A 14285-nucleotide genomic window follows, 5' to 3' on the forward strand; every position below is an offset into this window, starting at 1 on the left:
CTCGGAGGCGGTGGCGGCCTGCCTGCGTGCTCAGTTGTAAGTGATGTTGACGGTGGTGGTAGTGGCGAGCGTGCCTTGGCGAACCGTGCCGTTTTTGTGATAAGCCGCGCCCAGCGGCAAGACCGCACGATTGCCGGAAACGGCGACCGTACGCGTACCGTTGTTACTGATGGTCTGGTTCGCGCCACTGGTGCGCGAGTACAGCCACAGGGCCACACCGCCGGCGGTGCCGGTGTTGCTGAAGAGCGAGGCGTTCCCGGGGGCAGGAGCGCCCGTAAAGCGGAACGTGACGCTGGACGCGTTGCTGCACGTGGCCGTCAGCTCGAAATTGCTCGCGCCTGCGCTATCGGCATTGTCGAACGCGCTCACTCGCACGGTCGGCAAAGGGATAGTGCGGTTGACGTCGCCTGCAGCCAGGTCGCAGGTGGAGGCCGGGTTCACAAAGCGGATGGAGTTGTTCAGCACCATCCGGTAATGGCCCTTGCCGCCATCCCAATTGTTGTGCTGGATCTCGCCGCTGGGCAGGGTGCCGGTGGTGACCGGGCCCAACTTGTAGAACTCCGCCACCAACCTTGTCGCCCCCCAGAGGATTCGCCCAGGCGCCGATACGAGGCTTTCCGTCTTGAGTTTCGCGGAGTAGGGCGCACCGGAAGTCAGCGTGACCATGACGCGCATGCCGATACCGGGAACGTTGGTGTGATAAATCAGCCCGCCCGGCGCCGATTGGGCTGACGTAAATCGCCCGGTGAGAAACGTCGGTGTCGCGGTGGGGCACCACATATAGAACGTCGGATACGGCCCTGCGAACGTCTGGCTGGTGATCAGTTGGCCTACGCCAAGGTTTTCCGGGACGGAGATGGTGTTGGGGAAGGTCACGCTGTGTTGCATGTTGGGGTACCGATCACACGCCGCGTGGGCGGCAATCGGCATGCCCAGGGCCAGCAGTATCGAAATGAATGTGATGGAGTGTTTCATCTTCAGTCCCGTCATGAGAAAGGGTGTTTAAGGGCGAGGAGCGACGCGCCCCTCACCCTCGATCAACCGCCTGTACCGGCCCGGCAGGTGCCAGCGTCCAGTTGGCGCAGGCGCTTGCCACCCTCGGCCCCAGGCTCCTTGTCCAGGCGGTAGTTCAGTTGGCAGGTGGCATTGGCATTAGGGCCCCACCTGACGTTCAACGCCCCTTGATCATGTGCAACCCGCACAAAGGCTTTGCCGCCCTGGCCGACCACGCCGACGCTGGCGCCGCTTTCATCGAACACATCCGAACCGAACGGCAGCAGGCTGCCATCCTCACGCCGTGCGGTAATCAGGATCGCCTGGCCGCTGACGGTCTCGAACTGCAGCTTCACCACCGAACCTGCACGAGGCGCGACGTTCTGCGCGGCCGTCTTGAGCTCGACATCGACGGACAGGTCCTTGGGGTCCAGTTCGACGACGTTCTGGCGGTATGGCGTGAGGTGGGGCACCACGGCGTAACCGCTCGTACCGACCTGGGCGCTGTGGTTGCCGTTGATGCGTGCGCCCTGTGCATCGGGGGCCTGGACCAGGCCAATGGTGTCGCCCAGTTCCGGGGCGAAGGTCACGCCGCCTGCGTGGGCGACCACACCGCCGGTCATGCCGAGGGACGCTGTACGGTAGGTGTTGCTTTGCCCATAACTGGCGGACAGCACGCCCTGACTGGCTTGGTACTTGATGTCGGCACTGGCGGAACTGCCACCGCCCTGGGTATGGCTGCCACCCACGCCGTAGGTGAATTCGTTGCGGTCGCCCAGGCTGCCACCGAGGTTGGCGCGCTCGCCGCTGCTTCGATTGCCGCGATACGCCGTGGTGGTCAGGGTTGGCGAGCGAGGGCTGCTGCCCAGCGGGAAGCTCAGGCTCAGCTCGATTTGCTTGTCGACGCGGTCACTCAGCAAGTCTTTGGTGCGCTGGGCGCTGAGGGTGTAGTGCAGGCCGTTCCAGCTGCCGGTGTAGCCCGTGGTGAAGGTCAGGTTGCCGCTTCTGCGGTTCCAGTAGTTCTGTGAGGAACCGGTCAGGTACACCGAGCCGTTGCCCAGGCTCTGGTTGAGGCTGATGTCCATCCGGTCGCGCAGGCGTGAAAGGTTGTCCAGGCTGCGGTCGTCGATGGCGAGGTCGCGCACCCGTGCGGCGTCGGCCACGCTCAAGAAGCCCTCCGTGGAGTAGCGGTAGGCGCCGAGGGCAAAGTGGGTGCCGGTGTCGGTAAAGTTCTTGCTATAGCGCAACTGCACGCTTCGCCCGTCACGGGAGTCGTGGCCTGGAAGCTTCGCGGAAGAGTTGGTCAGGTCAAGTGACAGCGCGCCGAAAGGCGTGTTGAAAGCCGCCCCCAGCAACTGCGATTGATAGTCTTCGCCCATCACCACGCCGGTGTAGCCGGTCAGCAGGTTGCTGAGGCCGTGCTGGTAAGTGGCTTGCATCAAGGTCGGCGGGTAGCGCAGCCCGATTTCATCCAGCTTGCCGACACTCAATGAGTAGCGGCTGTAGCCGGCGCGCAACAGGTTGGCGTTGGCGGCAAAGGGAACAATGAACTCACGCTTGCGGCCATCGGCCTCGGTAATCGTGACGGTCAGGTCACCGCCATAGCCCGTGGCAAACAGGTCGTTGAGCACAAACGGGCCGGGAGCCACGGACACTTCATCGAGCAGCACACCGCGCTGGCGCACGGTGACCCGCGCGTTGGTTTCGGCGATGCCACGTACGACCGGTGCGAAGCCAGTCATAGAGTCAGGCAGCATCCGGTCGTCACTGAACAGGCTGGCGCCCCGTAAGCGTACGCTGTCAAACAGCTCGCCCGAGGTAAAGATCTCACCCGCCACCAATTGAGAGCGCAGCGGGGCCAGTTCGCGCTGCACGTAGGTGCTGCTGCTTTGATAGCCGGCACTGCTATCGTTGCGGCTGAAACTGCCGTTGTGTCGCCAGTGCCATTCACCCAGGTTGAGGCCGGTGTTCAAGCCCAGGTAGTGGGAATCGATGGTGCGGCCATTGGTCTGTGTCGCGAAGGAGTTGACGTTGTAGCGCACAAAGGCGGCATCGATGCCGCTGTCCCAGTGCTTGGGGTCGACATAACCCCTTGCCTGGCGCAGCAGATAGATCTGCGGCACCTGCAGTTCCAGGCGGTTCTCGCCCGAGTCGAACTGGCTGCTGCTGCCGGGCAGGTAGGTGGCGATGTCATCGCAACGGGAAAACTCCGGCGCCGACGGCTGGCCGGCTTCGGCGGGTTGATTCTTCGGCGCGTCCAGGTCGATGCCAAAGCGGACAAGCGCGTCGCGCTCAAGGCACATCTGCGCGGAGTCCTGGCCTTCAACGGCGACGAAGACCAGGGTTTCACGCCCGATCCACTGGCCGTTGAGGTAGACATCGGTGCGGTAAGTACCGGGCAGCACGATGTTGCCGCGGCTGAATTTTGAAATATCGACCTGCTGGTCGACCGCCCGATCCGGAAAGAAGGCGGGGTTGAACTCGACATTCTCGGCACCGTAGGCGGCCATGGCATTGGCGCTACTGAGCAGCAACAGGCAGCGCGCCATGAGCATCGATTGACGACGTGACAGGGATCCGGCGCTTACGCTGGCAGGCGTGTTGGAACTCATGTTTACCATTCTCAAAAATAAGGACTGTCCGAATTCGGGCAAAGGGAACCCCTGCCCAAAAAAGAGGCATCAACCGAACGTGTGTAACGAAGTGGATAGCGTTGCCAGCGGCTGGACGGATGTCGCCGCTGGCGTATTCAGGCCGTCATTTGGCGAGCTTGGCGCGGTGAGGGATGGCTACCCCAAAGTCGTCGAGCGTCTGGAACTCCACGGTTTGCGAGGGGTTCGGCGGTGACTTGAGGCTGGGCAGCTCGAAGCGGTTGCGTCCTCCCGGCACCACCATGTTGTCCGTGCCGGACGCCACTGCCTTGCGGGCATGGCGTTGCTGTGACTCCAGCACATCGACCTGGTCGAACGTCACGTGATACGGGGTGGGGTTATAGACTTCGAGGACCTGGCCCTGCTCGGTGGATTCGCGCCGCCACTGCAGTTTGCCTGGCGCCTCCTCCACGCTATAAGGCAAATTCGGCGGACGGAAAAACAGCTTGATCCGCGAGCGAAAAGCCAGCTGCAACTGATTATTCTGCGGGGAACCTTGCGCCTGGGAAGGCACCTCCAGCACGTTGAACCAGAACAGGCTTTCCTGTTTCGACGGCAGGGCTTCCCCCGTATACGCCAGGCGCACGACCTGCTGTTTGCCGGGCTCCATGCGGAAGATCGGCGGTGTGGTCACGAAGGGTACGCCCGCCAGATCCGGCGTCGAGTACTCGTCGCCATTGTCCAGCCAGGCCTGGATCAGCACCGGCGCCTGATTCTTGCTTTCAAGCCGAACCGTGACTTCTTTGTCGTTCTGCGGGTAGACAATGCGGGTGTTGCCGATGACAACACTCGCGTGTGCGACGGCAGTGCCGAACAGCGCGAAGGCGACTGCGATGAACCTGGGCAGGTGTGTGAGAGACATTACGTTCATGGCGGTGCTCATCTCACGGCTGAAGGGCTAAGGCTCGCCGAGTGGCGAACGCGGGCGCCGAAGTCGCTGACGCTGGTGAATTCGACTTTGGGCGTGCCGCTGGGGCGATCGCGCAACTGCGGCAGCGCAAACAGTTTCACATCGCCGGACGGCATCAACAGACCGTCATTGGGGTCCTGGTTCGCGGCTTTGCTGAACCGTTTGCCTTGGCTCAGCAGGTCAACCGATGTCAGCGAAATATGGTAAGGCGTCGGGTTGGTCGCTTGCAGTGCGTAGCCGTTATTGTGAGGTACCAGCTGCCATTGCAGTTTCGAAGGGGCGCTGGCCACCGGGTAGGGCAACGATTGAGGGCGCAGGAACACACGCAAGCGGGTCCGAAACGCCAACTCGATCTGATTGTTCTGCTCGGCGCCCGCTGTCACCGGTGGCACCTCCAACACGTTCAGCCAGTACAGGCTTTCCCGGTCGGTGGGGGCGGGCTCGCCGGAGTAGCGCAAGCGCAATGCCTGCTGTTGATGAGGCTCAATGCGAAAGATCGGTGGTGACAACGTAAACGGTGTTTGCGCCGTCGCGGGTGTTGAGCGGATGTCACCCGTATCCAGCCAGGCTTGCACCAGTGCGGGTCGGTCCCCTCTATTCTCCAGCCGCACGACGACCTCTTGATGTTCGGCCGGGAAGATCACGCGGGTCCCATAGATAATCACCCCTGCATGGGCCGGCATCGCTTTGAGCGACAGCAACCCAACGGCACAGGTGGCAAGCGCAAGGCGAGCCATTTTTTTCATAGTGTCGCAACTCTTCGAATCGGGGGGATGGACCTGCCTGACTGCGGCAGGCCCGTTTCATGCGAGGCCTGCTGGCGCAGGCCCATTGGTCCCTTAATCGGCGTACACGACCATGAAGCCAACGCGAGTCTTGACCGTGCCCTCTGTGGCGGGAGCGGTGGCGTACATTTGCGCGGCCAGTGGAATCACTGCCTGGTTGTCGGCGATCACCACGCCTTCCGATTTCTCGGTGTACACGTGGATTGGCGTGCCATCGCGGTTGGTCACTTCAACCTGGACGTTCTTGGCGTTGGCGGTGTCGTCCGGGTCATCGTAGCCATCGATGTTCAAGCGGCCGGTCGCCACGTCAATGGCGGGGCTGGTAGGGTCGAACGCAACCATGGCGGTGCGACCGTTGGTGCAACTGCCTTCACCTGGCGCACCAATGCGAATGGTGAAACCGGTCAGGTTGGCGCGATCACCCGGCCTGGCCAGGCGTGCTGCCGAAACGCCACCCAGGTTGACGTCCTTGACCACTGCCCCGGTGCCCGGTGCCGAACCTTCAACCGTGCAGGTCACATCGTTCACTAACCCAGTGAAATTGATGGTGCCGTCATTGGCAGCGTGTGCGGTTTGCGATGCAGCAGCGGCCAGGGCAATAGCGGCCGCGAGGGTAGAGAGCGTGTTGAATTTCATAGTATTCCCACTTCGTGAATTATCTTTTTGATCCGCCACAGGCAGCGATCGCTGCACCGGGTTTTATCCAAGTGGCGGAGCACATAATGTGTCGTGGAAAGAGTATGTTGCCTATAGAGAAGTCTCTAGATTTGCCTCGTGATTATTCGAAAATCTCCTGGCTGATTCAAAGTAGTTGTATTTACTTTTTTTGTAAGAGGTGGATGTAAGACGCAGCTGAAAGAAAAGGACTTATTATTGTTGCGTGTTGATACCTGCGTGTGGCTGGGATATACCGTGCTCGAACTAAAGAGAGAATGTTCGTAATGAGCGGTAATCACTTGAGCGGGTTTCTTGATGCCTACTTCTACATCCAATATGCACACCATCATGTTGCTTGATGATCATGAGATGGTTCGACAGGGGATCGAACTGGGGTTGGGCAATGAGGCAGACCTTGCGGTGATCGGCTCTTTCGGCACGGGCAAGGAGTTGCTGGAGGCTTTGGCGCTGAGGCCTGCGGATGTGGTGGTGATGGACTTCATCCTCGGCCCTTCCGACCTGGACGGCCTTGGCTTGATCCAGACGTTGAGCCGACGCTTCAGGCAATGCAGGCCGATTGTCGTATCCTCGCACTACACCCCGGCGACCGTTTCATTGGCGTTGAAGGCGGGCAGTTGGGGAGTTTTGGGCAAGACCCAGAAACTGACGGAGTTAATCACGGCTATCCGAACGGTCGCCCAAGGCCGTATCTACTTGCAGCCTTGTATGCTGTCGGCCATCCAGGGCATGCAGCCTGTTTCTGAGATGGGCAACATGAAATCGAAAATGGACCCATCAAGTTCATTACGGCTGAACACCAGCCTCACACCCAAGGAGCAAGAAGTATTGCGCTGTTTCCTCGATGGGATGTCAGTGAGTTCAATTGCGGCAAAGTTTTCGCGCAGCGCGAGTACGATCAGCACGCAGAAGCAATCAGCCTATCGGAAGTTGGGTATCAAGACCGACAGTGAACTTTTCAAGTTTACTCAGCAGTTTGACGTACTTGAATAGTGAAAAGGCTGTAAGAAAGTTTTCTTGCGTTCGAAAGTTAATTCGCGTTATCCAGGTAACTTAGCGCTAATTGTTCAATAGCCTGTCGCGCCGGCGACAACAAGTGCGGCGCGACCAGCATCATGACCTGGTAGACCGCCACTCGCACTTCGCCCTCCCGGTCGAGAATGCGCTGGTAATCCAGGGAGAACAGCAAGGTCATGGTGATCTGTTCCACCAATTGCCCCAGTGCCTGGGTGTCGCTGGCCAACTGGCCGGCGGCCTTCAATCGCGCGAGCAGGGACGCCAGGGTGCGCTTTAGCGCCGTGAGCAGGTTGCGGATGCCCTTGGCCAATTTCGGCAGGCGTCCCGCCAGGTTTGACAGGTCCTGGAACAGGAACCGGTAATGCGCCATGCGCTCGACGATCAGGTGCAGGAACAGCCAGTAATCCTGTGGTTCCAGTTGCGCGTCTGCCGGTGGGTCGAGCAAGGGCGTCAGTTCATTCTGGAAGCGCTCGAACAGCCCGAGCACCAAGGGCTCCTTGCCATGGAAATGGTAGTAGAGGTTGCCGGGGCTGATCCCCATTTCATTGGCCACCTCCATGGTCGACACGTTGGGTTCGCCCTTCTGGTTGAACAATTGCAGGGCACATTCAAGGATACGGTCGCGGGTCTTCATCCAGTCTTCTTAATGTGATCGTTGAGCTCAGCGTACGCGCACGTAAGTGCCCGGTGCCGCTTCCATCGGTGGGTAATTCTGGTTGCCCAGGGCGGTGAGGGTTTCGCTTTGCACGCCGGAACGCTGCTGGATCCACTCCAGCCACCGCGGCCACCAGCTGCCTTCGACATGGTCGGCGTCGTAGTACCAGGCACGTGGGTCGCTGCTCAGCTTGAGGTTCTCGACGTAGTTGGCCTTGGGGTTGCCCGGCGGGTTGAGAATGCTCTGGATATGCCCGCTGTTGGACAGCACGAAGCGCCGCTCACCGCCCAGCAATTGGGTGGAGCGGTACACCGCATCCCACGGCGTGATGTGGTCGTTGATGCCGGCCACGCTGAAACTGTCCACTGTGACCTTCTGCAAATCGATGGGCGTGCCACAGACTTCCAGGCCGCCGGGATGGCTCAGCGGGTTGTGCTTGAAGAAGTCCAGCAGGTCGCCATGCAGGGCGGCGGGCAGGCGCGTGTTGTCATTGTTCCAGTACAGGATATCGAAGGCCGGCGGTTCCTTGCCCAGCAGGTAATTGTTGATCCAGTAGTTCCAGATCAGGTCATTGGGGCGCATCCAGGCGAACACCTTGGCCATGTCACGGCCGTCGAGCACGCCTTGCTGGTAGGAGCGGCGCTTGGCGGCTTCCAGGGTCTGCTCGTCGGCGAACAGGGTGGCGGGGCTGTCGATCTGGCTGTCCAGCAGGCTCACCAGGTAGCTCGCGCTGGAGATGCGGCGCAGCTGGCGCTTGGCTTGCAGGTGGCCTTGCAGCGCGGCGATGGTCAGGCCGCCGGCGCAGGCGCCCATCAGGTTGACCTCGCGGGCGCCAGTGATCGCGCGGCAGACGTTAAGCGCTTCCTCCAGCGCGGCGACATAGGTGGAGAGGCCCCATTCGCGATGCCGCACATCCGGGTTGCGCCAGCTGACCATGAAGGTCTGCAGGCCGTTTTTCAGGGCGTACTGCACAAAGCTGTTGGCCGGGCTCAGGTCGAAGATGTAGTACTTGTTGATCTGCGGCGGCACCACCAGCAGCGGCTTGGCATACTGTTTTTCGCTCATGGGCTTGTACTGGATCAGCTCCAGCAGCTCATTGCGAAACACCACTGAGCCAGGGGTGGTGGCGACCGTCTTGCCCACTTCGAAGGCGTGCTTGCTGACTTGGCGCGGCAGGCCATTGTTGTGCAGCAGGTCCTCGAACAGGTTGCTCACCCCGCGCACCACGCTGTTGCCGCCGGAGTTGAGCAGCTCCTTGATCGCCAACGGGTTGAGCAAGGTGTTGGACGGCGAGACCGCATCGTTGAGCAACGAGAAGGCAAAGTGCGCACGGGCTCGGTCATCGGCGCTGAGGGTGCTGTCATCGATCCAGTGGCGTGTCTGCTTCTGCCAGCTCAAATAGGCCTGCAGGCTGCGCCGGTACAGGGGATTTAGCTTCCAGGTGGGGTCGTTGAAGCGGCTGTCGTTGGGGTTGGGTTCGTGCACGGTTTCACCGAGCAGCACGCGCCCCAGTTGCCCGCTCAGCGCCCAGGCATGCCGAACGGTATGCACCGGGTTGCGCAAGCCATGGGCAGCCACGCTGCGCAGCGTCGACAGCAAATCCCGGCCGCGCAGGCCGGTGATCGCATTTTGCGCGTTGATGAACGCGGCGGGTGTGGGCGCCGGGTTCGTCACGGGTCTTTCTCGCATGAGCCAACACTCCTTCGTCAAGCCATCAAACGGGCACGCCAATTCAGAACCATAGTCGGTTCCTGGCAAGTTGCGCGGCAGTGTGGTCCTTACACGGCCGGTCGCGGATGAATCACCGCGCGCATGCGCTCCTCTTCAAGAAACTTCATGATGATCGGCGCCACGGCTTCGGCCCGGGTGATCAGGAACAGGTGGCCGTCATCGATGATGTGCAACTGTGCATTGGGAATGCGCCAGGCGAGCATGCGCATGTTGATCAGCGGGATCAGCGGGTCATCGTCCCCCGCCAGCACCAGGGTGGGCTGGCGGATCTTGTGCAGCCAGTGGATGCTGGTCCAGCCCAACCCGGCGAACAGTTGCCAGTAGTAGCCGAGCTTGCCGGCCGAACGCACTTTGCTGGCGTGTTCGGCGGCCAGTTTCGAATCGCGGCGGAACGAACCGCCGTAGATCATCGGCGCGATGCGCACCACGTGGGACGGCTGGATGTAGCGGCGCGGGCTGGCCATCAGCCACAGTACCTTCGGCTTGCCCGGCACCATCACCGCACCCGCCGCCGTGGCTGCGAGGATCAACTTCTTGCACCGCTCCGGGTAGTCATAGGCAAACTGCTGCGCCAGCGCGCCGCCCCAGGACACGCCCACCGCATTCACCTGGCCATAGTCCAGGTAATCGAGCATACGCGCGGTGAGTTTGGCCAAACCGGGAAAGCGGTACGGCCGATTGGGCGTCGACGAACCGCCGACGCCGGGCACGTCGAAGGCGATCACTTCCAGGTCCGGGTCCAGTGCCTGGACGAACGGAAACACCAGCTCAAGGTTGGCGCCGATGCCATTGAAGATCAGCAACGGCGTCAAGTGAGGCTTGCCGGGGCGTACCGCCGTGCGGATGGTCTGGCCATCCAGGTCGATGGTACGGAAGATGAACGGTTGCGGCATGCTCAAACCCTGTGAAGTGTTACAGCCGGAATGCGGTCAATGTGGGAGGGGGCTTGCCCCCGATAGCGGTGTGTCAGTTACAGTTGTATCAACGGACAGTCAGCCATCGGGGGCAAGCCCCCTCCCACATTTGAATGCATTTCAATTTAGCGTTCGTGTACGTAGGTGCCTGGCGCCGCCTCTGCTGCGGCATAGGTTTTATTCCCCAAACTCGTCGGCGCTTTCTTCAACTTACCCGCTCGCTCCGCCTGCCATGCCTGCCAATGCAGCCACCACGAATCCGTATGCTTGGTCGCATTCTCCTGCCACTCAAGCGGCTTGCCCGCCAGGCCATCGCTGGTCTGGTAGCGCGCCTTGGGGTTGCCCGGCGGGTTGAGGATGCTCTGGATATGCCCGCTGCTGGACAGCACGAACTCGACCTTGCCACCAAACAGCTGCGCCGACTTGTAGCAGGATTGCCACGGCGTGATGTGGTCGTTGGTGCCGGCCAGTGAATAGATATCGGCGGTGACCTGCTTGAGGTCGATGGGCGTGCCGCACACTTCCAGGGCGTTGGCGCGTACCAATGGGTTGTTTTTGAACAGCTCGATCAGGTCGCCATGGAACGCTGCCGGCAAGCGCGTGGTGTCATTGTTCCAGAACAGGATGTCGAACACCGGCGGCTCGTTGCCCAGCAGGTAGTTGTTCACCCAGTAGTTCCAGATCAGGTCGTTGGGGCGCATCCAGGCGAAAACCTTGGCCATATCGCGGCCTTCGAGCACGCCGGCCTGGTAGGAATGGCGCTTGGCCGCCTCCAGGGTCTGCTCGTCGACGAACAGCGCCACTTGGGTGTCCAGCGTGGTGTCCAGCACGCTCACCAGCAGGGTCAGGGCGTTGACCTTCTTCTCCCCCAGCGCCGCGTAATGGCCCAAGAGGGCGGTGCAGGTGATGCCGCCGGAGCAGGCGCCGAGCATATTCACGTCTTTGCTGCCGGTGATCGCGGTGACCACATCGACGGCTTCTTTCAGCGCTTCGATATAGGTCGACAGGCCCCATTCGCGCTGGGCCTTGGTCGGGTTGCGCCAGCTGACAATGAACGTCTGCTGGCCATTGCGCAGGCAAAAGCGCGCCAGGCTCTTCTCCGGGCTCAGGTCGAATACATAGAATTTGTTGATCTGCGGCGGCACCACCAGCAGCGGGCGTTCGTGCACCTGTTCGGTGATCGGCTTGTACTGGATCAACTCCAGCACGTCATTGCGAAACACCACCGCGCCTTCGGTGGTGCCCAGGGTCTTGCCTACTTCAAAGGCACCCATGTTGACCTGGCTGGGCATGCCGCCGTTGTGCACCATGTCCTTGGCCAGGTGGGACAGGCCGTCGAGCAGGCTCTTGCCGCCGGTTTCAAAGAAACGCTTGACCGCCGCCGGGTTGGCCGCGCTGTTGGTAGGCGCCATGGCTTCGGTCATCAGGTTGATCACGAAGTGGCCGCGGCTGATGTCCTGTTCCGACAGGTTGCTGTCGCCGATCCAGTCGTGCAGTTCCTTGCGCCACGCCAGGTAGGTTTGCAGGTAGCGCTTGTAGAGCGGGTTCTGGCTCCAGGCCGGGTCGGTGAAACGACGGTCATCGCTTTCCGGCACCAGCGCGGATTTGCCAAACATCACATTCTTCAGTTCGACGCCAAAATGGGCGACGTGCTTGACGCTGTGCAACGGTTGCTTGATGGCTTGGGTCAGCACCATCTTCGCCGAAGCGAGTAAATCCTTTTTACGTAACGCGATGATCGGGTTGAGCCCCAGAGTGTTTTCCGAGGCCTGGCGTTTCAAGTCATCGTTGTTCTTGTTACTCATCTACGACGCTCCATTGTCCGAAAGACGAGTACCGGGGACCGCTGCGCACCCAGTTTCGATACACAACTCAAGCCTGGTACTGCGACTCGGGTGACCGTTGATACCGCATCGTCAAATGCAGGGAACTTGCCAGTTCCATTGGTTACCCGAGTTTAATTTTTTTCGCAAGCGGGCCAATCGTTGGCCACGCGACAGGGCATTCAAGCAGATGAAATTAGAAAATGCGCTCTAAAGAGCAAGAGGCCTGAGCTAGAGCATCAGCCGTACGACCGACTGGCTCGGGTCGCGGGTTTTGCCGGCGGCTTTGAGTTCGGCAAGATAGTCGGCCCACAGTGCGTCCTGACGCACGGCCAACTGGTAGAGGTAGTCCCAGGTGAACAGTCCGCTGTCATGCCCATCGTCGAAGGTCAGTTTCAGTGCGTACTGGCCGGCCGGTTCGATCTTGACCAACTTCACGTGGAGCTTGCCGAATTGCAGGATCGGCTTACCGTGGCCCTGGACCTCGGCGGAAGGCGAGTGGGTGCGCAGCAGTTCGGCAGGAAGCTGGTACACCTCGTCGGGCCCGTAAGTGAGGCTGAGGGTGTTGGAGGTTTTGTGCAGGTTTACTGCAGTAGGAAATTTGGTCATTGATGATCATCCTGAACGAACCGACATCAAAATGTGGGAGGGGGCTTGCCCCCGATAGCAGTGTGTCAGTCAGCCCATCTGGTACTGATACACCGCTATCGGGGGCAAGCCCCCTCCCACAATAAAGCAAAGCAGTTCTGAGTGAGGCTTACAGAATGTAGCGCGACAAGTCTTCGTTCTGCGCCAATTCGCCCAAGTGGCTGTTGACGTATTCAGCGTCAATCTTGATCACGTCGCCATTCTGCGCCCCAGCCAGGTCGCCAGCACTGAAGGACACTTCCTCCAGCAGCCGCTCCAGCAAGGTGTGCAGGCGACGCGCACCGATATTCTCGGTCTTCTCGTTGACCTGCCACGCGATCTCCGCCAGGCGCTTGATGCCGTCTGGCTGGAACTCGATGCCCAGACCTTCGGTTTTCAGCAGTTCACGGTACTGCTCGGTGAGGGACGCGTGCGGTTCGCTGAGGATACGTTCGAAGTCGCCCGGGGTCAGCGCCTTGAGCTCCACGCGAATCGGCAGGCGGCCTTGCAGCTCCGGCACCAGGTCGCTTGGCTTGCTCAGGTGGAACGCACCGGAGGCGATAAACAGGATGTGGTCGGTCTTGACCATGCCCAGCTTGGTGTTCACGGTGCAACCTTCGATCAGCGGCAGCAGGTCGCGCTGTACGCCTTCACGGGACACATCGACGCCGCCGGAGTTACCGCGCTTGGCCACCTTGTCGATCTCGTCGATAAACACGATGCCGTGCTGCTCGACCGCCTCCAGGGCCTTGGCCTTGAGTTCTTCCTCATTCACCAGGCGCCCGGCTTCTTCGTCGCGCACCAGTTTCAGCGCTTCCTTCACCTTGAGCTTGCGGCTTTTCTTCTTTCCCTTGCCCATGTTGGCGAACAGGTTCTGCAATTGGCTGGTCATTTCTTCCATGCCAGGCGGAGCTGAGATGTCGACGCCGGACACTTCAGCGACTTCGATCTCGATTTCCTTGTCGTCCAGCTGGCCTTCACGCAGGCGCTTGCGGAACAGCTGGCGGGTGTTGGAGTCCGAGGCCGGTGCGGCGTCTTCGTTGAAGCCCATGCGTGCCGGTGGCAGCAAGGCGTCGAGGATGCGTTCTTCGGCGGCGTCTTCGGCGCGATGGCTGACCTTGGTCATTTCCTGTTCGCGCAGCATTTTCAGGGCTGCGTCGGCCAGGTCACGAATGATCGACTCGACATCACGGCCCACATAGCCTACTTCGGTGAACTTGGTGGCTTCTACCTTGATGAACGGCGCGTTGGCCAGCTTGGCCAGGCGACGGGCGATCTCGGTTTTGCCGACGCCGGTCGGGCCGATCATCAGGATGTTCTTTGGCGTTACTTCAACGCGCAGTTCTTCGGGCAGTTGCATCCGGCGCCAGCGGTTACGCAGCGCGATGGCTACGGCGCGCTTGGCATCGTCCTGGCCGATGATATGGCGGTTGAGTTCATGGACGATTTCGCGGGGAGTCATGGACATAATGTTTGGCGGCCTCAAGCGGGAATAAGCCTACGG

At 60.7% G+C, this 14285-nt stretch carries 12 protein-coding genes; 1 reads left to right on the top strand and 11 read right to left on the bottom strand.

Annotated elements, in window-relative coordinates:
• Positions 1 to 30: 30 nt before the first annotated feature.
• The 5 genes from M2497_RS02885 to M2497_RS02905 form a co-directional block, all read right to left on the bottom strand.
• Positions 31 to 975 carry a fimbrial protein gene (locus M2497_RS02885; protein ID WP_248485765.1) on the bottom strand — a complete coding sequence of 315 codons (945 nt, stop codon included), beginning with the start codon at positions 973 to 975 and terminating at the stop codon, positions 31 to 33.
• 62 nt (positions 976 to 1037) lie between these two features.
• Positions 1038 to 3542: a fimbria/pilus outer membrane usher protein gene (locus M2497_RS02890; protein WP_248488165.1), complete on the bottom strand. Its 2505-nt coding sequence runs from the start codon at positions 3540 to 3542 to the stop codon at positions 1038 to 1040.
• A gap of 208 nt (positions 3543 to 3750) precedes the next feature.
• Positions 3751 to 4515: a molecular chaperone gene (locus M2497_RS02895; RefSeq protein ID WP_248485766.1), complete on the bottom strand. Its 765-nt coding sequence runs from the start codon at positions 4513 to 4515 to the stop codon at positions 3751 to 3753.
• 8 nt (positions 4516 to 4523) lie between these two features.
• On the bottom strand, positions 4524 to 5300 hold the full coding sequence (locus tag M2497_RS02900) for a fimbria/pilus periplasmic chaperone (protein WP_248485767.1): 777 nt from the start codon (positions 5298 to 5300) through the stop codon (positions 4524 to 4526).
• Between the two features lie 93 nt (positions 5301 to 5393).
• Positions 5394 to 5975: a fimbrial protein gene (locus tag M2497_RS02905; protein WP_248485768.1), complete on the bottom strand. Its 582-nt coding sequence runs from the start codon at positions 5973 to 5975 to the stop codon at positions 5394 to 5396.
• Positions 5976 to 6311: 336 nt separating this feature from the next.
• Here M2497_RS02905 and M2497_RS02910 point away from each other — a divergent pair, with 336 nt between their 5' ends.
• The gene (locus M2497_RS02910; RefSeq protein ID WP_248485769.1) at positions 6312 to 7007 is read left to right on the top strand and encodes a response regulator transcription factor; all 696 of its coding nucleotides are present in this window, start codon (positions 6312 to 6314) and stop codon (positions 7005 to 7007) included.
• Between the two features lie 37 nt (positions 7008 to 7044).
• On the opposite strand, the gene M2497_RS02915 is transcribed toward M2497_RS02910, so the two are convergent.
• The 6 genes from M2497_RS02915 to hslU all read right to left on the bottom strand — a co-directional run bounded on the left by M2497_RS02915 (position 7045) and on the right by hslU (position 14249).
• Positions 7045 to 7665, bottom strand: coding sequence for a TetR/AcrR family transcriptional regulator (locus M2497_RS02915; RefSeq protein WP_248485770.1), 621 nt, complete (start codon positions 7663 to 7665; stop codon positions 7045 to 7047).
• A 27-nt stretch (positions 7666 to 7692) separates the two neighbouring features.
• Positions 7693 to 9375, bottom strand: coding sequence for a class II poly(R)-hydroxyalkanoic acid synthase (phaC, locus tag M2497_RS02920; protein WP_248485771.1), 1683 nt, complete (start codon positions 9373 to 9375; stop codon positions 7693 to 7695).
• A gap of 89 nt (positions 9376 to 9464) precedes the next feature.
• Positions 9465 to 10310 (bottom strand): poly(3-hydroxyalkanoate) depolymerase, encoded by an 846-nt coding sequence (gene phaZ, locus M2497_RS02925; protein ID WP_016979176.1) that lies wholly within the window; start codon positions 10308 to 10310, stop codon positions 9465 to 9467.
• A gap of 146 nt (positions 10311 to 10456) precedes the next feature.
• Positions 10457 to 12136: a class II poly(R)-hydroxyalkanoic acid synthase gene (phaC, locus tag M2497_RS02930; protein ID WP_071492375.1), complete on the bottom strand. Its 1680-nt coding sequence runs from the start codon at positions 12134 to 12136 to the stop codon at positions 10457 to 10459.
• Positions 12137 to 12385: 249 nt separating this feature from the next.
• Positions 12386 to 12763 carry a DUF971 domain-containing protein gene (locus tag M2497_RS02935; RefSeq protein ID WP_248485772.1) on the bottom strand — a complete coding sequence of 126 codons (378 nt, stop codon included), beginning with the start codon at positions 12761 to 12763 and terminating at the stop codon, positions 12386 to 12388.
• 148 nt (positions 12764 to 12911) lie between these two features.
• On the bottom strand, positions 12912 to 14249 hold the full coding sequence (hslU, locus tag M2497_RS02940; protein WP_248485773.1) for an ATP-dependent protease ATPase subunit HslU: 1338 nt from the start codon (positions 14247 to 14249) through the stop codon (positions 12912 to 12914).
• Between the last annotated feature and the right edge of the window lie 36 nt (positions 14250 to 14285).

Origin of the sequence: Pseudomonas sp. CYM-20-01 (genome assembly GCF_023169845.1) — a bacterium.
In the GTDB taxonomy this organism is placed as follows: Bacteria; Pseudomonadota; Gammaproteobacteria; order Pseudomonadales; family Pseudomonadaceae; genus Aquipseudomonas; species Aquipseudomonas azotoformans.